This window comes from Bacillus sp. JJ1566 (assembly GCF_036962685.1).
Taxonomy (GTDB): domain Bacteria; phylum Bacillota; class Bacilli; order Bacillales; family Bacillaceae_L; genus Ferdinandcohnia.
On record NZ_JBALOP010000007.1, the window covers coordinates 1 to 20,672 of the forward strand.

19 protein-coding genes are annotated in these 20,672 nt (G+C 36.9%); all 19 read left to right on the top strand.

Annotated features, from left to right (window positions below; all coding sequences use genetic code 11):
* Positions 1-384: 384 nt before the first annotated feature.
* The 19 genes from citZ (at position 385) to ytxC (ending at position 20,453) form a co-directional block, all read left to right on the top strand.
* The gene (gene citZ / locus V7112_RS04165; protein WP_335415876.1) at positions 385-1,503 is read left to right on the top strand and encodes a citrate synthase; all 1,119 of its coding nucleotides are present in this window, start codon (positions 385-387) and stop codon (positions 1,501-1,503) included.
* Between the two features lie 82 nt (positions 1,504-1,585).
* The gene (icd, locus tag V7112_RS04170; protein ID WP_335416378.1) at positions 1,586-2,860 is read left to right on the top strand and encodes an NADP-dependent isocitrate dehydrogenase; all 1,275 of its coding nucleotides are present in this window, start codon (positions 1,586-1,588) and stop codon (positions 2,858-2,860) included.
* A gap of 78 nt (positions 2,861-2,938) precedes the next feature.
* Entirely contained in the window at positions 2,939-3,880 is a 942-nt protein-coding gene (gene mdh, locus V7112_RS04175) for a malate dehydrogenase (RefSeq protein WP_335415879.1), read from the top strand.
* Between the two features lie 93 nt (positions 3,881-3,973).
* Positions 3,974-4,450: a MaoC/PaaZ C-terminal domain-containing protein gene (locus tag V7112_RS04180; protein WP_335415882.1), complete on the top strand. Its 477-nt coding sequence runs from the start codon at positions 3,974-3,976 to the stop codon at positions 4,448-4,450.
* A gap of 116 nt (positions 4,451-4,566) precedes the next feature.
* The gene (locus V7112_RS04185; protein WP_335415885.1) at positions 4,567-5,283 is read left to right on the top strand and encodes a response regulator transcription factor; all 717 of its coding nucleotides are present in this window, start codon (positions 4,567-4,569) and stop codon (positions 5,281-5,283) included.
* Positions 5,276-6,721 (top strand): two-component system histidine kinase PnpS, encoded by a 1,446-nt coding sequence (gene pnpS, locus V7112_RS04190; protein ID WP_335415887.1) that lies wholly within the window; start codon positions 5,276-5,278, stop codon positions 6,719-6,721. Before V7112_RS04185 ends, pnpS begins: the two co-directional genes overlap by 8 nt.
* Positions 6,722-7,102: 381 nt before the next feature.
* Entirely contained in the window at positions 7,103-8,071 is a 969-nt protein-coding gene (gene hflK, locus V7112_RS04195) for an FtsH protease activity modulator HflK (protein WP_335415890.1), read from the top strand.
* Positions 8,068-8,997 (top strand): protease modulator HflC, encoded by a 930-nt coding sequence (gene hflC / locus V7112_RS04200; RefSeq protein ID WP_335415894.1) that lies wholly within the window; start codon positions 8,068-8,070, stop codon positions 8,995-8,997. The genes hflK and hflC overlap by 4 nt, the downstream gene beginning before the upstream one ends.
* Before the next feature lie 117 nt (positions 8,998-9,114).
* Positions 9,115-11,745: a DNA polymerase I gene (polA, locus tag V7112_RS04205; RefSeq protein ID WP_335415896.1), complete on the top strand. Its 2,631-nt coding sequence runs from the start codon at positions 9,115-9,117 to the stop codon at positions 11,743-11,745.
* Between the two features lie 31 nt (positions 11,746-11,776).
* Entirely contained in the window at positions 11,777-12,619 is an 843-nt protein-coding gene (gene mutM / locus V7112_RS04210; protein ID WP_335415899.1) for a DNA-formamidopyrimidine glycosylase, read from the top strand.
* Between the two features lie 272 nt (positions 12,620-12,891).
* Complete coding sequence (gene ytaF, locus V7112_RS04215) at positions 12,892-13,527, top strand: sporulation membrane protein YtaF (RefSeq protein ID WP_335415902.1); 636 nt, start codon at positions 12,892-12,894, stop codon at positions 13,525-13,527.
* A 28-nt stretch (positions 13,528-13,555) separates the two neighbouring features.
* Positions 13,556-14,158: a dephospho-CoA kinase gene (coaE, locus tag V7112_RS04220; RefSeq protein ID WP_335415905.1), complete on the top strand. Its 603-nt coding sequence runs from the start codon at positions 13,556-13,558 to the stop codon at positions 14,156-14,158.
* A 195-nt stretch (positions 14,159-14,353) separates the two neighbouring features.
* Positions 14,354-15,385, top strand: coding sequence for a glyceraldehyde-3-phosphate dehydrogenase (locus V7112_RS04225; RefSeq protein WP_335415908.1), 1,032 nt, complete (start codon positions 14,354-14,356; stop codon positions 15,383-15,385).
* Between the two features lie 254 nt (positions 15,386-15,639).
* Positions 15,640-16,020, top strand: coding sequence for an adenosylmethionine decarboxylase (gene speD, locus V7112_RS04230; protein ID WP_335415911.1), 381 nt, complete (start codon positions 15,640-15,642; stop codon positions 16,018-16,020).
* Between the two features lie 111 nt (positions 16,021-16,131).
* A complete protein-coding gene (locus tag V7112_RS04235) occupies positions 16,132-16,515 on the top strand; it encodes a cytosolic protein (RefSeq protein WP_335415914.1) in 384 nt (127 codons plus the stop codon).
* 95 nt (positions 16,516-16,610) lie between these two features.
* On the top strand, positions 16,611-17,069 hold the full coding sequence (gene nrdR / locus V7112_RS04240; RefSeq protein WP_335415917.1) for a transcriptional regulator NrdR: 459 nt from the start codon (positions 16,611-16,613) through the stop codon (positions 17,067-17,069).
* A 74-nt stretch (positions 17,070-17,143) separates the two neighbouring features.
* The gene (locus tag V7112_RS04245) at positions 17,144-18,535 is read left to right on the top strand and encodes a replication initiation and membrane attachment family protein (RefSeq protein WP_335415920.1); all 1,392 of its coding nucleotides are present in this window, start codon (positions 17,144-17,146) and stop codon (positions 18,533-18,535) included.
* Between the two features lie 15 nt (positions 18,536-18,550).
* A complete protein-coding gene (dnaI, locus tag V7112_RS04250) occupies positions 18,551-19,480 on the top strand; it encodes a primosomal protein DnaI (protein ID WP_335415923.1) in 930 nt (309 codons plus the stop codon).
* 121 nt (positions 19,481-19,601) lie between these two features.
* Positions 19,602-20,453, top strand: coding sequence for a putative sporulation protein YtxC (gene ytxC / locus V7112_RS04255; protein WP_335416380.1), 852 nt, complete (start codon positions 19,602-19,604; stop codon positions 20,451-20,453).
* Positions 20,454-20,672: the final 219 nt, after the last annotated feature.

Genomic DNA, 20,672 nt, shown 5'->3' on the forward strand with positions numbered 1-20,672 from the left:
ATAAATCTATTGTAAATAGCTAATTTAAGTATTCGGCTCTGTTAATTAGCAAAAGTAGAAACTATCGTAAAAATATTTTTGTGTAATAATAGTTTGTTAGAAAAATTAGTCTCTTTTGATTCACAAAAGTCTGATTTTTTATTATAATAGAGTCGTGAGTTACATCTATTTCTACATATCACTTGCTAATTATTTTAATTGTCACAATATTATTTTGATATTTGTGGCATTAAGTGATTTTCTCAAAAATGAAAGCATTTACTTCACGAAATGAAGGGTACTTATCGCATACTCAAATATTTGCAAATTTGTTTTGTTTTTGAGCATGCGCTCATTTTACCTCTTTAAAGGGGGTAGGGGAATATTATAAAAGGAGAGGGTCTTATGACAGCGACAAAGGGTCTTGAAGGAATTGTAGCTACAACATCTTCAGTCAGTTCAATTATCGATGACACATTAACGTATGCAGGATTCGATATTGATGATTTAGCCGAAAATGCTAGTTTTGAAGAGGTTATCTACCTATTATGGCATCGCAAACTTCCAAATAAGGAGGAGTTAGCTGAACTAAAGCAGCAACTTGCTGAAAATGCAGGTCTTCCTCAAGAAGTGTTAAATCATTTCAAAACATATCCTATTGATAAGGTTCATCCAATGGCAGCTCTTCGTTCAGCAGTATCGCTACTCGGACTGTATGATGAAGAAGCAGACGTGATGGATCCAGAAGCAAACTATCGTAAAGCAATTCGTCTACAAGCAAAATTACCTACAATTGTTACCGCTTTTTCTCGTGTACGTAAAGGATTAGAGCCAATTGCTCCACGCACGGATCTGAGCTTTGCAGGCAACTTTTTGTATATGCTAAGCGGCGGGGAACCAAGTGAAATTGCAGAAGAAGCATTCAATAAAGCACTTGTTCTACACGCTGACCATGAACTTAATGCATCCACATTCACGGCGCGTGTTTGTGTTGCAACTCTTTCTGATATTTATTCAGGTGTTACTGCTGCAATAGGAGCATTAAAAGGTCCACTTCACGGTGGTGCAAACGAAGCAGTTATGAAAATGCTTTCTGAAATCGGAGAAGTTGAAAATGTTGAAAATTACATAAAAACAAAATTAGCAAATAAAGAAAAAATCATGGGATTTGGGCACAGAGTATACCGTAAAGGTGACCCACGTGCTAAACACTTGAAAGCAATGTCTCAAAAATTAACTTCTATTACCGGTGAATCAAAATGGTATGAGATGTCGACGAAAATTGAAAAAGTTGTTACAAGTGAAAAACCATTACCACCGAATGTTGACTTCTACTCAGCATCTGTATACCATAGCTTAGGTATTGATCATGATTTATTTACTCCTATCTTTGCAGTAAGCCGTGTTTCTGGTTGGTTAGCTCATATTCTAGAACAATATGATAACAACCGTTTAATCCGTCCGCGTGCTGAATATATTGGTCCAGGAATGCAACAATACGTTCCAATGGACCAAAGAGGTTAATAAATCTAAACAATAAATATAATGGAGAAGGATCTCAGGCGAAATTTTTCCCTGAGATGCTTCTTAAGAATTTTAGGAGGTAATACTAGTGGCAGGAGAAAAAATTACAGTATCAAATGGCGTACTAAACGTACCAAACAACCCAATTATTCCTTTTATTGAAGGTGATGGAACTGGTCCAGATATTTGGGCAGCGGCGTCACGTGTATTAGAAGCAGCAGTTGAAAAAGCATATAATGGTGAAAAATCAATCGTTTGGAAAGAAGTACTAGCAGGGGAAAAAGCTTTTAATCAAACTGGCGAATGGTTACCAGCTGAAACATTAGATGTAATTCGTGATTACATAATTGCAATTAAAGGACCTCTTACTACACCAGTTGGCGGGGGAATCCGTTCATTAAACGTTGCACTGCGTCAAGAATTAGACCTATTTAATTGTCTTCGTCCTGTGCGCTATTTCACAGGTGTACCTTCACCAGTTAAGCGTCCAGAAGATGTTGATATGGTTATCTTCCGTGAAAACACTGAAGACATTTATGCAGGTATTGAATATGCACAAGGTTCAGAAGGAGTTCAAAAGCTTATCTACTTCCTTCAAAATGAACTAGGTGTTAATAAAATCCGTTTCCCTGAAACTTCCGGTATTGGTATCAAGCCAGTTTCTGAAGAAGGAACAAAGCGTCTTGTACGTGCTGCTATTAACTATGCAATTGAGCAAGGCCGTAAGTCTGTAACTCTTGTTCATAAAGGTAACATCATGAAGTTTACTGAAGGAGCTTTCAAAAACTGGGGCTACGAGCTTGCTGAACAAGAATTTGGCGATAAAGTATTTACTTGGGCTCAATATGACCGCATCGCCCTTGAAGAAGGCAAAGATGCAGCTAATAAAGCTCAAGCTGATGCTGAAGCAGCAGGTAAGATTATTGTAAAGGATTCAATTGCTGATATCTTCTTACAACAAATCTTAACTCGTCCTCGTGAATTTGATGTAGTAGCTACTATGAACTTAAACGGTGATTACATTTCTGATGCATTAGCTGCACAAGTTGGTGGAATTGGAATTGCACCTGGAGCAAATATTAACTATGAAACTGGACATGCAATTTTCGAAGCTACACACGGAACTGCACCTAAATATGCTGGTTTAGACAAAGTTAACCCATCCTCTGTTCTATTATCAGGTGTATTAATGCTTGAACACCTTGGTTGGAATGAAGCAGCGGACCTAATCATGAATTCAATGGAAAAAACAATTGAATCTAAAGTTGTAACATACGACTTCGCTCGCCTGATGGAAGGCGCGACAGAAGTAAAATGTTCAGAGTTTGCTAATGAACTAATCAAAAACTTAGGCTAATCATAAATATAAATAACACCCCTTTTTGAGGATGATCAAAAAGGGGTGTTACTTACATATGAATAGGGAGGATATACTATGAGTCAATTTAAACGGAAAAAAATCTCTGTAATTGGTAGTGGATTTACTGGTGCAACAACAGCTTTTCTACTTGCTCAAAAGGAATTAGGAGACGTCGTTTTAGTTGATATTCCGCAAATGGAGAACCCCACAAAAGGGAAAGCTCTAGATATGCTGGAAGCAAGTCCTGTTCAAGGGTTTGATGCAAATATTACCGGAACCTCAAATTATGAGGATACTGCTGATTCTGATATCGTTGTTATTACTGCTGGAATTGCTCGTAAACCTGGGATGAGTCGTGATGATCTGGTTCAAACAAACCAAAAAATCATGAAAAGTATTGCTCTGGAAATTGTAAAACATTCTCCAAATAGCTATATCATTGTGTTAACAAATCCAGTTGATGCTATGACATATACAGTGTTCCAGGAATCTGGCTTTCCGAAAAACCGTGTAATTGGCCAATCAGGTGTACTTGACACTGCTCGATTCCGGACATTTATTGCCCAGGAACTAAATATATCAGTAAAAGATATTACTGGATTTGTCCTTGGGGGTCATGGTGATGAAATGGTTCCGCTTGTTCGTTACTCCTATGCAGGAGGCATTCCACTCGAAACTTTACTTCCAAAAGATCGCTTAGACGCTATAGTTGAACGTACACGTAAGGGTGGCGGTGAAATTGTCAACCTATTAGGAAACGGGAGTGCATACTATGCCCCTGCAGCTTCCTTAGTAGAAATGGTTGAAGCTATTTTAAAAGATCAGCGTCGTGTGTTACCTGCAATTGCATATCTAGAAGGTGAATATGGCTTCACTGGCATATACCTTGGGGTTCCAACTATTCTAGGTGCAAATGGTATTGAAAAAATCATTGAACTTGAACTTACAGAACAAGAAAAAGCAGAACTTGCAAAATCTGCAGACTCCGTTAAAAACGTCATGAATATCCTTGCCTAATCATAAACTAAACAAGAAGAATTCGGGGTTTCCCCGAATTTTTTATATATAAATTGTAATCGTTTTCATTTTATTGGAGGTGTGACCTTTTTCATGTTATTAGGGAAAAAGCGAAAACTAGGCAGAATGATTGAAGAAATGACTGTTGGTGAAAAATTAACATTGACTGAGAAAATTGAAGATAAGGATTTACTTTTATATTTAGGTTTGACGAATGATGCAAATCCACTTTATATTCAACATGATTATGCGTCCCAAACTCCTTTTAAAAAGCCAATTGTTCCCACTGTTATGCTGACAGGAATTATATCAGCGGCCGTGTCAAAATATTTACCTGGTCCTGGCAGTCATATTCTTAAGCAGGAAATCGAATTTTTGCAGCCACTGTATCACTACGACACTGTGCAATTTCTATTTGAGGTAACGAAAATTAATTTTCACGACCATACTGTTGAAATTTCAGTTACTGCATTGGATGAAGCTGAATCAAAGGCGATTGAAGGCAGACTATTAGTTTGTCCTCCACATCGGATTATCCCAATGGAAGGGAAAATATTGGAGAACTTTTAGAGAGCTCAGCCTCTCTTTTTTTCATTTTCATGGCAAGTCCCGAAATGTTATTCTATAATGATTTTATAAAGAGAGAGAAAATTGATGGGGTTTATCATTTTTGATGGAGGAAGACAATGAAGAAAAAAGTATTGGTTGTGGAGGATGAACGTTCGATCATTACATTACTTCAGTATAACCTGCAACAAGCGGGATACGAAGTTATTACTGCTATGGACGGGGAAGAAGGCTTAGAAAAAGCATTAGCGGAAAGACCGCAAATCATCGTCCTTGACTTAATGCTACCAAAATTGGATGGGATTGAAGTGTGCAAACAGCTTCGTCAAAATAAAGTAGACATCCCAATCTTAATGTTAACTGCAAAGGACGACGAATTTGATAAGGTTTTAGGTTTAGAGCTTGGGGCCGACGATTACATGACAAAACCATTTAGTCCGAGAGAAGTAGTTGCACGATTGAAGGCAATCCTTAGAAGAACTGGTAAAAAAGAAGTCAACACAGAAGACGCTGCAACAGCTCCACAAATAATGATAGGACCTCTACGGATTTTACCTGAAAATTTTGAGGCTTATTTTAATGAGGATGCACTCGACCTTACACCAAAAGAATTTGAACTTCTTGCTTATTTAGCAAAGAATAAAGGAAGAGTTCTAACTCGAGATCAACTATTAAGCGCAGTTTGGAATTATGATTTTGCTGGTGATACAAGAATTGTAGATGTTCATATTAGTCATTTACGAGAAAAGATTGAAAAAGATTCGAAAAAGCCAAGTATTATTAAAACAGTAAGGGGATTAGGTTATAAGCTCGAGGAGCCAAAACTCTATGAATAAATTTCACTCGAGGCTTCTATTTGCGATTATCTTTTTAATCATTATTGTTTTTCTTTGTATGGGTTTTATGTTGGGGCAATTTATTAGCAGTGTTATCACATATAGTGAGACACACGGAATATCTGCAGAAAAAACTATCCAGCAGGTTTGGATTGCTTTAATCGTATGTCTAGGAATCGCATTGGTTATTATTCTTTCACTTATCGTAAGGATCACGACCACCTATACAAAACCAATTGATGCTGCAACAAAAGCTGTTAAAGAACTTGCAAAGGGAGATTATCGAGCTAGAACCTATGAAGATCCTATTACGGCTACTGGGTTACTTGGACAATCCATTAATATTGTAGCAAGAAATATTGAAGAAATGACTAAATCGTATGAAATGCAGCATGACCGATTGCATACCCTGATTGAAAACATGGGGAGCGGTCTATTGTTAATCGATAGCAAAGGCTATATTAGTATTTGCAATCGGTCGATTAATGAGATATTCAAAATTAACCAAGACGATTTAATCGATCAGCTTTATTATGAGGCTTTTTCTCAAAAAGAAATTGTAAAATTGGTAGAAGAAATTTTTATGACTGAGCGAAAGTTACGAAGACAACTCCACTTGATGATAGGAAACGAACAAAAGGATTTTGAGGTTTACGCTACACCCATTTTAGGGTCAAATGTGGAGTGGAAGGGTGTTGTTCTTGTCTTTCATGATATCTCGGATTTAAAGAAGCTTGAACAGATGCGTAAGGATTTTGTTGCAAATGTTTCACATGAGCTTCGTACACCGATTACATCCATAAAGGGGTTTGCTGAAACTTTATTAGATGGCGCAATGAATGATAGGGAATTCTTAGAAGAGTTTTTAACTATCATCCTGAATGAAAGTCATCGTCTTCAAGTCCTCATTCAAGATCTATTGGATTTATCAAAGATGGAAAATAAGGGTTTTTCGCTTAATCTTTCACGAGTTAATGTGAAGGAGCTATTAGAAAATAGTTTAAGAATGCTTAGATCAAAAGCAGAAGAAAAAGACATTCAATTAGAGCTTACAGTAGATGATGAAACAACTGTGATAAACGGAGACATGGACAGATTGAAGCAGGTCTTTATCAATGTCATTAATAATAGTTTGTCATATTCCCCAAATAAAGCCAGAGTTTCGGTAAAAGCAACAAATCTAGTTGACTATGTAGACATTCAAATTATCGATACTGGGATTGGAATTGAAGAAAACGAGCTTTCCCGGATTTTTGAAAGATTTTATCGTGTAGATAAAGCAAGGAGTAGGAATTCCGGAGGCACAGGTCTAGGTCTTGCAATTGTTAAGCATATTATTGAGGCTCATGAAGGGGCAGTGCACGTAAGTAGTAAGGTAGGGGAAGGAACGACCGTTACGATCCGTTTTAAAAAAGGAATTTCATCTAAGAAGTCCTAATTTTACATAATGTTTACAATGGAAACATATTCTCTTAATATCTGAACCGTATGATATTTATGAGAACCCCTTCATTTTAGGAGGCCAAACTTTTTGACAAGGACGCAATATCCTTGTCATTTTTTTAAATTTTATTCAGCAAATGGCCGAATAAAATTAAAGTCTCCGGCGAATGCCACAGATTTTCAAAGGTAACTTTTCCGCGCGTAGGAACAAAGACAAAGAAAGCCACATCCTGTGGCAACGTCTTTGTGGCCCACCTCGTGTGGGCCTAAAAAATCTGGGCGCAAATTCGTTAAGCCGTATTTGATTAAAATAAATGAAACCTTTTTAGGTGATAATCGTATAAAATTATGTAGATATAAAAAGAGGGGGGAAAGCATGGCTAGTTTGAAACGGATTTACACTATTGTTGGACTAAGTGTGCTCGTTCTGATTTTAGGTGTGGTTGGATTTACATCCTGGTACACAGTAGATGAATCGGAGCAAGCAATTATTTTAACCTTTGGGAAAGCAGATGAAGCAATATCAGAACCAGGTCTTCATTTTAAGATGCCATGGCCAATTCAAGATGTAGAGAAACTACCAAAAACAACGTACAGTTTGCAGTTTGGGTATAACCAAAAAGACGGTGAAATCACCGATGTGCCAAAGGATACAAAAATGATCACCGGTGACGAAAATATTGTTCTCGCGGATATGGTTGTTCAATGGCAAATAACCGATCCTTCAAAGTTTTTATTTAATTCAGAGGATCCAGAGCAAATTTTATATAATGCTACTTCTGCATCCCTAAGAAGTATCATTGGTAGCTCGAAAATTGATGATGCCTTAACATCTGGTAAAGCAGAAATCGAAGCCGAAGTTAGGGATTTATTAGTCGCACTTTTAGAAAAATATGATGTTGGTATTTCTGTGACGGCAGTCAAATTGCAGGATGTTGAATTACCAAATGATGAGGTTCGTAAGGCCTTTACAAATGTAACGGATGCCCGTGAAACAAGAAACACAAAAGTAAACGAAGCAACCAAATATCGTAACCAAAAATTAAATGAAGCAAAAGGGGAAAAAGAAGCCCTTATTTCACGTGCAACAGGGGATAAAGCAGCCCGTATTGAAATTGCGCGCGGGGATGTTGCGACATTTAATGCATTATACACCGAATACGCAAAAAATCCCGAGATTACAAGAAAACGACTAGTTCTTGAAACGTTGGATGAAGTGTTACCGAATACTGAAATTTATATAATGAAAGATGATGGCAATACCATGAAGTACTTGCCAATTCGTCCGGCCGGAAGCCAAGCTCAGCTTCCTCCTGTAGAGACAGAGGGGAGTGGTAACCAATGAGTGAAAATGTAGTTGATTTCAAAGAACAAAGAGGGAACACAAAATTTAGTAAATACACAAAAGGTGGAATCGCCATCCTTATTGTATTCATTTTAATAGGGATTGCACTGGTGAATTTATTTATTGTAAGAGAAGGGGAATACAAAGTAGTTCGTCAATTCGGTGAAGTTGTTCGAATTGTAGAAACTCCAGGGCTTTCCTATAAAATTCCGTTTATCCAGTCAGTTGAAACCTTACCAAAATATCAAATGATCTATGATGTTGAAGAGGCTGAAATCAATACAAAAGACAAAAAGCGTATGATGATTGATAATTATGCGGTTTGGCGTATTGAAGATCCAAAGCAAATGATTGCCACAACAAGAACAGTGGTAAATGCAGAAGCAAAGCTTGATGAATTCGTCTATTCTGCCATTCGAACAGAGCTTGGTCAATTGAATTATGATGAGATTATTAATGATGAAAAATCGGAACGCGGTAGCCTTAATGACCGAATTACCGAAATTGTAAATAAAAACCTTGAAGAAGATAAATATGGAATTGTTGTAACAGATATTCGTATGAAGCGTACAGATCTTCCTGCTGAAAACGAACAATCCGTATATACAAGAATGATTTCCGAGCGTGAGTCAACAGCACAAAACTATCTCTCTGAAGGGGATGCTAAGAAGAATGAAATTGAAGCTGATACTGATAGAGAAGTAAAAGAAATTATTTCAAAAGCTCAAGCTGACGCAGAGGTTATTCGAAGTCAAGGGGAAGGAGAGGCTGCTCGTATCTATAATGAAGCCTTCTCAAAGGACCCAGAGTTTTACAACCTATTCCGTACGTTAGAATCCTATAAAACTACAATCGACGGAGAAACAGTCATTATTTTACCAGCTGATTCTCCTTACGCTAGATTGTTATTGGGATATACTGAATAACGAAATATTAACAGGTAGCCGTTATTTTCCATTTGCGTTCATGCATGCTAAAATGAACAGTAGGAAAATGACGGCTATTTTTTATCGGTTTGTTGTCATAGAAAGGAAGGATTTTTCTTGGATAAAAAGATTGTATTAGTGGATGGAAATAGTATTGCATATCGAGCATTTTTCGCTTTGCCGCTTTTAAATAATGATAAAGGTGTACATACGAATGCAATTTATGGCTTCACGATGATTTTGAACCGAATTCTTGAACAGGAAAAACCATCACATATATTAGTAGCCTTCGATGCAGGGAAAACAACATTTAGACATAGTACTTTTAGTGAATATAAAGGAGGTCGACAAAAAACGCCTCCTGAGCTTTCGGAGCAGTTTCCATTTTTACGAGAGCTCCTTGATGCTTACCAGATTGCCAGATATGAATTAGAAAACTATGAAGCCGATGATATTATCGGAACTTTATCACTTCAAGCTGAACAAGAAGGCTTTGAGGTTAAAATTATTACTGGGGATAAAGACTTAACACAGTTGGCATCAGACCTTGTTACAGTTGATATTACAAAAAAAGGGATTACAGATGTTGATTCATATACGCCTGATTTCATCAAAGAAAAATACGGTATTACACCAGAACGAATTATCGATATGAAAGGACTTATGGGAGACAACTCTGATAATATTCCGGGTGTCCCAGGCGTCGGTGAAAAAACAGCCCTAAAACTATTGCATGAGTTTAATACATTGGAGGAACTATTAGATTCAATTGATCAGGTAAGTGGAAAGAAGCTGAAAGAGAAGCTTGAAGAAAATAAAGACCAAGCAATAATGAGTAAGAAGCTTGCGACAATTCATCGTGAAGCACCAATTGAAGTTGGAATTTCCGAGCTTGAGTTTAACGGTTATGATGGCGACAAGGTGATTCAGCTTTTTAAAGAGCTCGGATTTAATTCCTTACTTGATAAAGTAGAGGGAAGCGAAAAAACAGAAGACAAGCCTTTAGAAGAGATTACTTTTAAAATTGTTGATGAAGTTACTGACAATATGCTAACAGCTGAATCTTCTTTAATTGTGGAAGTGCTCGATGAAAGCTACCATAGAGCTGACATCCAAGGAATTGCAATCTCAAATGAAAATGGGAATTTTTATATTCCCACACAGCTTGCCCTTGAATCGGAAAGCTTTAAAGAATGGGCAAATGACAAAGAGAAAAAGAAAACTGTTTTTGACGGAAAAAAATCAACTGTTGCTTTAAGATGGAAGGGGATTGATTTACGAGGAATCGTTTTTGATGGTTTAATTGCTTCCTATATTTTAAATCCGTCTGATTCGACCACTGATATTGCAGCAGTGGCTAATGCAAAGGGTATAACAGACGTAAAATCTGATGAAGCTGTATACGGAAAAGGAGCAAAACAAAGAATTCCTGAAGAAGATGTACTTTCCGAGCATTTAGTGAGAAAGGCAGTTGCTCTCAAAAAATTACAGGATCTTTTCCTTGAGGAACTACAGGAAAATGAACAATATAAGCTTTTCACTGATTTAGAAATGCCGTTATCACTCATATTAGCTGATATGGAGGCAATAGGAGTTAAGGTCGATGTTGAACGCCTAAAAACAATGGGAGAGGAATTAAAAGAGCATCTTCAAGAGCTTGAACAAAAGATTTATGAACTGGCTGGGGAAGAATTTAACATTAACTCACCAAAGCAGCTTGGTGTCATTCTTTTTGAAAAGCTCCAGCTCACCGCATACAAGAAAACAAAAACAGGCTATTCCACTTCTGCCGATATTCTTGAAAAGCTGGCTAAAGAGCATGAGATTATTGATTATATTTTGCATTATCGACAAGTTGGAAAGCTCCAATCAACCTATATTGAAGGTTTATTAAAGGTTGTTCATGAAGATACATGCAAGGTTCATACCAGGTTCCAGCAAGCTTTGACACAAACCGGAAGACTAAGTTCAACAGACCCCAACCTACAAAATATTCCGATTCGCTTGGAGGAAGGACGAAAGATAAGACAAGCTTTTGTGCCTTCGAACAAGGATTGGTTCATGTTTGCAGCTGACTATTCCCAAATTGAATTAAGGGTATTAGCGCATATTGCAAATGATGAAAATCTAATTAGTGCGTTTACGAATGATTTGGATATCCACACAAAGACTGCGATGGATGTATTCCATGTGAAGGAAGATGAAGTAACCTCCAATATGCGTCGTCAGGCAAAGGCTGTTAACTTTGGAATTGTGTACGGAATTAGTGATTTTGGATTGTCTCAAAACCTTGGAATTACGAGGAAGGAAGCGGGACAATTTATTGAGCGCTATTTCGCAAGCTTTCCAGGTGTTAAGGAATATATGGAAGATATCGTAGAGGATGCTAGACAAAAAGGATATGTATCAACTCTTCTTCACAGAAGAAGATATATACCTGAGATTACGGCTCGTAATTTTAATGTTCGTAGTTTTGCAGAAAGAACCGCGATGAATACTCCAATTCAAGGAAGTGCAGCAGATATCATCAAGAAAGCGATGATTGATATGGCGGCAAGATTAAAAGAAGAAAAGCTTCAAGCGAAATTGCTTTTACAAGTACATGACGAATTAATTTTTGAAGCACCAGAGGAAGAAATTGAGATTTTGAAAAAGATTGTACCAGAAGTAATGGAAAATGCCATTTCCTTAAAAGTACCATTAAAGGTCGATTATGCGTACGGAAAGACCTGGTATGATGCAAAGTAGGATTTATTGTTGAAAATAAGGAAGTGATCAAATGCCTGAATTACCAGAGGTTGAAACAGTTAGACGAACTTTAACTCAGCTTGTAAATGGAAAGACAATCGATCATGTGACGGTGCTATGGCCAAAAATCATCAAAAAACCAGAAGAACCAGAACAATTTTGTGATGCTATTCGTGGCCAAACCATTCAGGATGTGAAGAGAAGAGGCAAGTTTTTAAAGTTTATATTAGATGATTATGTAATGGTTTCCCATTTGCGCATGGAGGGTAGATACGGTCTTTATGGTAAAGATGAACCATATGATAAACATACCCATGTTTTGTTTACTTTTATAGATGGAACAGAGCTCCGCTATCGCGATGTTCGGAAATTTGGAACGATGCATTTATTTAAGAAAGGGGAAGAAGAGGGGAGTCTCCCCTTATCCCAATTAGGTCCAGAACCATTTTCGCAAGAATTCACATTGAAATATTTAGAAGAAAAGCTATCTAAAACCAATCGAAAAATAAAAGTTGCACTTCTGGATCAAACAAATGTGGTCGGACTTGGAAATATATATGTGGATGAAGCATTGTTTAGGGCAGGGATTTATCCTGAACGTGAAGCCAATTCCCTGACTAAAAAGGAAATGAAAAAACTTCACCATGAAATCATTCAAACGTTGAGTGAGGCAGTTGAAAAAGGCGGTAGTACAATCCGCTCTTATGTGAACACACAAGGTGAGATTGGGATGTTCCAATTGCAGCTATTTGTTTATGGACAAAACGGAAAAGCATGCCAAAATTGTGGAACAGAAATAGAAAAAACAGTCGTCGGCGGAAGAGGCACCCACTTCTGCCCAAAATGCCAAAAAAATAAAACAAAAGTAAAATAAAACTTGAAATGGAGAATGAAAAGGACCGAGAATTTCAAGGCGGTGTAGCTTTGAGGACCGGAGCGTATGCAGTAAATACGTGAGGACCGGAGAAGCAAGCCAACGCGCTTCCACAGGATGTGGTGACTTCGACGTTCGACACAGGAAGTGTCGGCATTTAGTCGAAGTTCCTTTAAACGATGTGTCATTTTCCTTCTCTACGGACATTTCACATGAAATGGGCTCCCTCCATATACTATCTTAGCAATCGATAGGAAGGAGACTTTTGCGAGATGTCCCAGTTCGCTTCACTCGTATTATTAGCATTTGCAGTCAGCTTAGATAGTTTTAGCGTTGGTTTCACATATGGAATAAGAAAAATGAAAATACCATTCAAATCAATCATAACAATAGCCTGCTGTTCCGCCGTAACGATGGCGGCTGCCATGGGTTTAGGTAAATCAATTGCACTGTTTGTATCACCTGTAATCGCCGACCGGCTTGGTGGTATCGTACTCGTATTAATTGGTGCGTGGGTATTGTTTCAGTTTTTTCGTCCAACATCTCAAGCCCAGGAACTTAACGAAGAAAAACTACTAGTTAAGGTTGAAATAAAATCACTGGGTTTAGTTATAAATATTTTAAAGAAGCCAATGGTTGCAGACCTTGATAAATCAGGAACCATCACTGGATTAGAAGCATTTTTACTAGGTCTAGCCCTTTCGCTTGATGCTTTCGGTGCAGGAATTGGTGCTGCTTTATTAGGCTTTTCCCCGTGGCTAATGGCTTTGTTGGTTGCTTTAATGAGCTCATTATTTGTATATACTGGTATCGAGAGTGGTTCCGTTTTTTCAAAGAAAAGATGGATTCAAAAATTTTCATTTTTGCCAGGAATCTTACTGATTTTAATCGGAATATGGAAATTCTAATAATCGCTCAGCAGAGGAGATAGTATACGTGGCATTAACAATCGGATTAACAGGCGGAATCGCAAGTGGAAAAAGCACAGTATCACAGATGTTTAAAGAAGCTGGAATTGTTGTAATTGATGCAGATGTTATTGCACGTAAGGTTGTCGAGGTTGGCGAAGAAGCATACGAACAAATTGTTCAATCATTTGGTGAAGATATTTTATTACCCGACAAGACGATTGACCGTCCGAAGTTAGGATCGGTCGTCTTTTTCAGTGAAGAAAAACGTCTTTTATTAAATTCAATCGTTCATCCTGCCGTTCGAAAACAAATGTTGAAGGAAAAAGAAGAGCATCTCAATAACGGTAAAGAAACAGTTGTATTAGATATTCCTTTATTGTTTGAAAGTAAATTAACTTCATTAGTCGATCGAACAATCCTTGTTTATGTCGATCATGAGACACAGTTAGTACGTCTTATGAATCGCAATAATCTTAACAAGAAGGATGCTGTGGCTAGAATTAACTCACAAATGCCCCTTAAAGATAAAATTCAACTCGCTGATGCTGTAATTGATAATAATGGCACAATTGAGGCTACAAAGGATCAGTTTCATGAAATTTGCAAACAATGGGGTATTCAAAAATAATGGTTTTATAAGGTGTCTCGAGTAGATGAGATGCTTTTTTTTATGCGTGAAAATAGTTGTGGACTATTTAAAAGGTGTATAAATAACCAATTTTATAAAAAAATGAATAAAAATGTTACATATCTAATCTAATGTGTTATACTAATCGTAAATATCGATTGTAAAGAGTATAACATATATCCTGGAGGGGTTGTAATGAAGCCAAGAATCGCAATTAATGGATTTGGCCGTATTGGCAGAATGGTATTTAGAAATGCAATTATGGATGATTCAATAGAAATTGTTGCAATCAATGCAAGCTACCCTGCTGATACGCTAGCACATCTCATTAAATATGATACAAACCATGGAAAATTCGATGCAGAAGTCATTCCTGAGGATAATTCTTTATTGGTAAATGGAAAGCGTGTTCAACTTTTAAGTTCCCGTGATCCTAAAGAGCTTCCTTGGAAAGATTTAAATATAGATATTGTGATTGAGGCAACAGGAAAGTTTAATTCAAAGGAAAAAGCAAACCTACATTTACAAGCTGGTGCGAAAAAGGTTATCTTAACAGCACCTGGTAAGAATGAAGACATTACAATCGTAATGGGTGTTAACGAAGACAAGTATGATCCTGACAAACATGCAATTATTTCAAATGCATCCTGTACAACAAATTGTTTAGCCCCAGTAGCGAAGGTGTTAAATGAGCAGTTTGGGATTGTAAACGGTTTAATGACAACCGTTCATGCTTATACAAATGATCAAAAAAATATAGATAATCCACATAAGGATTTAAGAAGAGCAAGGGCATGTGCGCAATCAATTATTCCCACATCAACCGGAGCGGCAAAAGCTTTATCACTGGTATTGCCGGAACTGAAAGGAAAATTGCATGGAATGGCACTGCGCGTTCCAACACCGAATGTGTCATTAGTTGATTTAGTTGTAGATGTTGAGCGGGATGTAACAATTGAAGAAATTAACGAAGCGTTTATTACTGCTTCAGTGGGAGCATTAAAAGGAGTTTTGGATTTTACAACTGAGCCGCTTGTCTCGATTGATTTCAATACAAATCCACATTCATCCATTATTGATGGCCTATCAACGATGGTCATTGGAGATCGTAAGGTAAAGGTATTAGCATGGTATGATAATGAATGGGGATATTCTTGTAGAGTTGTAGATTTGGCGAAATACGTAGGCACGAAAATCATCCAAAAAATAGAAGCTAAAGTAGGTTAATTCGTCCACAATTTAAAAACCTTCCCAAGTACGGGAAGGTTTTTAATATTTTCAATGATAATTCATGAAAGTTATTGCTAAAAAGATATAAACAAAGTATACTAAATTTCGTGAACTTCTTAAAGGCTTATGCTTTTGTAGCTACTTAAAGGGTTAGGACCTCTCTGGACTAACTTTCCCCCGTGGTAGTTATGCTCATGCTTTACGCGAAGAACTCACCCGAAATTAATCGTAAGAGGGGGAACAATTTAATTATGGAAACAATGGGACGTCATGTAATCTCAGAATTATGGGGTTGCGATTTTGAAAAATTAAACGACATGCAGGGTATTGAAGAAACTTTTGTTCAGGCAGCACTTAAATCTGGTGCGGAAATTCGAGAGGTAGCATTTCACAAATTTGCTCCACAGGGAGTAAGCGGTGTTGTTATCATTTCGGAGTCACATTTAACGATTCACAGTTTTCCTGAACATGGTTACGCAAGTATTGATGTTTACACATGTGGAGATTTAGATCCGAATATTGCTGCAGACTATATTGCTGAGGCTCTCTGTGCACAAACACGCGAGAATATTGAACTCCCACGTGGCATGGGCCCAGTACAAGTAAAGCCAGCACAAGTTAAAGTACTTTAAAAATAAATACGAATCATCTAAAATAGTAAGAGGTGTATTAATTACACCTCTTTTTTTACATTTACAATTTACACAAAAGTTAATACATAGATTAAAAAAGGAGTGGAACATATGGGATTGCAAACGTTTTTTTCAAATCATAGTGAAACAAGAGACAAGCACCCGGACGAGCTATTAAGAAGTCATTATTATAAAACAACAAACAAAAAAGCGATTGAGGCAGTAAAAAAAATTATTAACAATATTGATGGCTACCATATCAACTCTGTATCAGAAGAACGTGGGGAAATGAGCATCTCAATTAAAAAAGGAAGAAAAGCCTTTGTTGTAGCAACTATTGTCTCTGTCAGACCATTTGAGACGGCAATTGACTTTGCAGTAACGACAGAAACGTTATTGGTGCCAATCGATTTTGGATATAGCCGGAAGGTAATTACGAATTTATATCAACACTTAGATAAAGAGCTTCCGCTAATTGGAAAGGGACAATCCTAAGAACATCTTCATTTTAAAGTAAAAACCCTTGTCCTACAAAAATCTTTCTTATAAGATAAATACAAAGAGATCTCCTCGGAAGGGAGTTGTTACCAATGAGATGCCCATCTTGTCAACATAATGGAACAAGAGTGTTGGATTCACGTCCAGTTGATGATAGTCGTTCAATCCGCAGAAGACGCGAATGTGAAGAATGCCAATATCGTTTTACAACCTTTGAAAAAGTAGAAGAAATTCCTTTAATTGTCGTTAAAAAGGAAGGTACTCGCGAGGAATTTAGTCGAGAAAAGATGTTGCGTGGACTTATTAAAGCATGTGAAAAACGGCCGGTTTCCTTAAAGCAATTAGAGGATATCACCCATGAGGTTGAAAAAGAACTTCGAAGTCAAGGGATTGCAGAAGTGCAAAGCGATATTATTGGTGAATATGTAATGAATCACTTGGCGAAAGTGGATGAGGTGGCATATGTTCGCTTTGCATCCGTTTATCGTCAGTTTAAAGATATAAATGTGTTTATTGATGAATTAAAGGAATTAATAAAACGGGAACGCTAAGGGCTTAAGATTCTTTTTAAGCTCTTTTTTTAACTATACAAAAGAAATGATAAGAAATGGAAGGTCTTGATGAAATGGAGCATTGGAAGAAAATAGTACCAGTCGATCGCTATATTGTTCATTCTGCAGACCTTTTGCATGACTATGACCGGAAAATTATATCTTTGCTGTACCAGCCTCTAATTGGAATGAAAGCTTTCAGTCTTTATATGACACTGTGGAGTGAATTGGAGCAAAACCGACTTTGGAGTGAGGATAGCACCCATTATACTTTAATGGCGCTTCTTCAAACGAATTTGGAGGAGATATATCAAGAACGATTAAAGCTCGAAGGCATTGGTTTATTAAAAACATTTGTAAAGTCTGATGAGGATTCTAGAAGTTTTATCTATGAGCTACAAGCACCCCTTTCGCCGAGAGCTTTTTTTACGGATGGTGTTCTCAACGTTTACTTATATAACAGGCTTGGTAAGAGTAAATTTTTTAAACTTAAGCAATTCTTTTCCGATCATGAACTCGATTTAGACTCGTACAAACCCATTACGAAAGCATTTAGCGAAGTATTTGAATCAGTTAAAGTCTCGAAAATGATTTCCACGATTAGTGATGAAATGAATCATAATCTTGAACGAGCTGAAAATACAGAATACATGGACAGAAGTGAGGAAAAAAAGCTTTTAATTGAAAATGAAAGTTTTAATTTTGATTTGTTTTTTGCAGGAATTTCCGAGGTGATGATACCCAAAAAATCGATTACCCCGAAAGTAAAAGAAGCGATCACAAAGCTTTCCTTCCTATATGGAATTGATCCAATTGAAATGCAAGGGATTGTCATGAGTTCCCTTGACCCAACTGAAAAAATTGATATTGATAAATTAAGAAAGGCTTCAAGGGATTGGTATCAATTTGAAACGGGCAATGAATTACCCACTTTAACGGAAAAAGTTCAACCGCTGCCAAATCAAACCATGTTAAATAAAGTTCCACAAACAAAGGAAGAGGAATTAATTCAAAAACTTGAAAGAATATCACCAAAAGAGTTTTTAATCGATGTTTCTGGGGGAGCGCAGCCTTCAGTTTCGGAGTTAAAAATCATTGAAGATGTCATGTTCCGACAAAATCTTCTTCCAGGTGTTGTGAATGTACTGTTGTATTATGTCATGTTAAAATCGGATATGAGGCTTACTAAGTCCTATGTTGAAACAATCGCGAGCAACTGGGCGCGTTTGAATATAAAGACTGTTAAAGAGGCAATGGAAACAGCGAAAAAGCATAATTGGAATGCTGATAAAAAGACAAATAAATATAAAAGGCAGCCGATACGTAAAGAATTACTGCCTGATTGGTTAAAGCAAGAAGATGAAGGAACACAAATAGAAACTCCAAAACAGAAAGAAACACCCGATCCTTCGTTTGAGGAAAAGAAGCGATTGTTTGAGGAAAGACTGAAAAAAAATAATAAGTAAGATGAGGGTGAGGACATGAAGCCGATTCAGGATTCTTTAAAAAAACTATCTAATAATTCTGGTTTTCAGCAGCGATATGAACAAATCAAGCATGAAGTATTGAATCATCCTGAGGTAAGGGACTTTATAAATGTCCATCAAGACGAAATCACGAGCGATACTATCAATAGGAGTCTAGGAAAGCTGTACGAGTATATTAATCAAAGTAAGGAATGTACGAAATGTCAGAGCCTTGATACGTGTAAAAATATGCTACAGGGATATCATCCTCATCTCGAGCTTAAAGGAAATTCTATTGATCTAAGTTATGAAAGATGTCCGAAAAAGGTAATGCATGATGAACAGATTAAATATAAATCATTAATCAAAAGTATGTACGTTCCTAAGGATATTTTGGATGCATCCCTTGAATCCCTTGAATTTGATGAAGGGCGTTCAGATGCGATTTTATCAATCCAGGAATTCCTTGACCATTATGAACCAGGCAAACGCATGCAAGGATTATATTTATACGGGTCATTTGGAATTGGGAAAACCTATTTTCTTGGAGCACTTGCAAATGGATTGGCCCAGAAAAAGGTAGCATCCATGCTCGTATATGTACCGGAGTTTATGAGAGAATTGAAGGGTTCCTTACAGGATCAATCCATCAATTCAAAAATTGATGCAGTTAAAAAGGTTCCAGTGTTAATGCTTGATGATATCGGAGCAGAATCAATGTCGAGCTGGATGCGTGATGATATACTTGGCAGTATTTTGCAATATCGTATGCTTGAAAACCTGCCAACCTTCTTCACTTCAAATTTTGATTTTAAAGGACTTGAACACCACTTATCATATACACAGCGTGGTGAAGAGGAAAAAGTAAAAGCAGCGAGAATTATGGAGCGTATCAAATATTTAGCGAAACCGGTTGAACTTAAAGGAAAAAACCGTCGTTACTAACATGAATTAGCTATCTCAAAAAAGGGATAGCTATTTTTTTATATTCTAAAGTTGTCCTATTTACCATATACATTTAACAGGGTAATGGTATTGGCGAAATGGGGGGACTAGCTTGATTGAAATGCATTTTCAAGAAATCACAGATGCACAAAAAATGTATGAGGGCTTAGTTGCAAAGGCAAAAGCTCTTTCTATAGATTACATAGAGGTTGTAAATGAAGAAGAAAATGTGGTGTCTGTTTTTGCATCAGAAAAAACACAATATGCGATTCAGGTCGTGATCATTCCAGTTATGACTGAATTTATTATCAAAAATAAAGAAGATAATTGGATTCTCGATTATATTGAAAACTTATTTTACTTTACTGATTATGAAGAGAAAAAACAAATTTTAGAAATTACAAAAACATTAATGGATGGGAATAACCCTGAAATACCAGCTGTGCAGGTCGTTGTTCCAAGGAAACAACTTATCGCAGAAGCGCTTCATGATTTCCTGCAGGTTCCCATTTCTTTTTCCTTCGAATCATTTTTAAAGTTTCGCATGCGCTCGTATAATGAGGCATTATTACAAATAGTAGAGTCAGCCATTGACGAGTATAAGCTGGAGCAGGAATATCAAACTTTTATTCAAGGATTGCGGGAATTTCGTGAAAAACGCGAACCGAAGCTTGACCAATTACATATTTTACATGATGAGCAATTTTATTTTTTTAATGATGCATTTACTGAAATTAAGCGGGATGAGCTTTTTAAATTTATAGACCGAAAATTAATTTTGCACCAGCCGATGTATATTGATTCTGCCGTTTTGGCACCATTAGTATCGATTGCACCAAAAACAATATCGATTTACACGGATCAGATTGATAATGGAATGATCCAAACCATTCACAATATTTTTTTAGAGAATGTCACGATTTTTACAAAGAAATCCTTTGAAAATAGACGTCTGAAAGCCAAAAAAATATAAAATATGTGAAGTGCCCTTGATTTAACTTTTAAATAAGACTATAATACCTACATATTACATTACTATATTTAAAAGTTATGATGAGGACACGATCGAATAATTACGGTTTTCAGAGAGGGAAGACAAGGCTGGGAGCTTCCTAACACGAATGATACGATTACCACCTCTAAACTTCAGTAGTGAACCTTTGCTTTCAAAGCGGTAATTACTGACGGGATA

What these genes read in the sequence shown, in the direction of transcription:
- citZ (WP_335415876.1), top strand. Translation starts at nt 385, where the DNA reads ATGACAGCGACAAAGGGTCTTGAAGGAATTGTAGCTACAACATCTTCA.
- mdh (WP_335415879.1), top strand. Translation starts at nt 2,939, where the DNA reads ATGAGTCAATTTAAACGGAAAAAAATCTCTGTAATTGGTAGTGGATTT.
- V7112_RS04180 (WP_335415882.1), top strand. Translation starts at nt 3,974, where the DNA reads ATGTTATTAGGGAAAAAGCGAAAACTAGGCAGAATGATTGAAGAAATG.
- V7112_RS04185 (WP_335415885.1), top strand. Translation starts at nt 4,567, where the DNA reads ATGAAGAAAAAAGTATTGGTTGTGGAGGATGAACGTTCGATCATTACA.
- pnpS (WP_335415887.1), top strand. Translation starts at nt 5,276, where the DNA reads ATGAATAAATTTCACTCGAGGCTTCTATTTGCGATTATCTTTTTAATC.
- hflK (WP_335415890.1), top strand. Translation starts at nt 7,103, where the DNA reads ATGGCTAGTTTGAAACGGATTTACACTATTGTTGGACTAAGTGTGCTC.
- hflC (WP_335415894.1), top strand. Translation starts at nt 8,068, where the DNA reads ATGAGTGAAAATGTAGTTGATTTCAAAGAACAAAGAGGGAACACAAAA.
- mutM (WP_335415899.1), top strand. Translation starts at nt 11,777, where the DNA reads ATGCCTGAATTACCAGAGGTTGAAACAGTTAGACGAACTTTAACTCAG.
- ytaF (WP_335415902.1), top strand. Translation starts at nt 12,892, where the DNA reads ATGTCCCAGTTCGCTTCACTCGTATTATTAGCATTTGCAGTCAGCTTA.
- V7112_RS04225 (WP_335415908.1), top strand. Translation starts at nt 14,354, where the DNA reads ATGAAGCCAAGAATCGCAATTAATGGATTTGGCCGTATTGGCAGAATG.
- speD (WP_335415911.1), top strand. Translation starts at nt 15,640, where the DNA reads ATGGAAACAATGGGACGTCATGTAATCTCAGAATTATGGGGTTGCGAT.
- V7112_RS04235 (WP_335415914.1), top strand. Translation starts at nt 16,132, where the DNA reads ATGGGATTGCAAACGTTTTTTTCAAATCATAGTGAAACAAGAGACAAG.
- nrdR (WP_335415917.1), top strand. Translation starts at nt 16,611, where the DNA reads ATGAGATGCCCATCTTGTCAACATAATGGAACAAGAGTGTTGGATTCA.
- V7112_RS04245 (WP_335415920.1), top strand. Translation starts at nt 17,144, where the DNA reads ATGGAGCATTGGAAGAAAATAGTACCAGTCGATCGCTATATTGTTCAT.
- dnaI (WP_335415923.1), top strand. Translation starts at nt 18,551, where the DNA reads ATGAAGCCGATTCAGGATTCTTTAAAAAAACTATCTAATAATTCTGGT.
- ytxC (WP_335416380.1), top strand. Translation starts at nt 19,602, where the DNA reads ATGCATTTTCAAGAAATCACAGATGCACAAAAAATGTATGAGGGCTTA.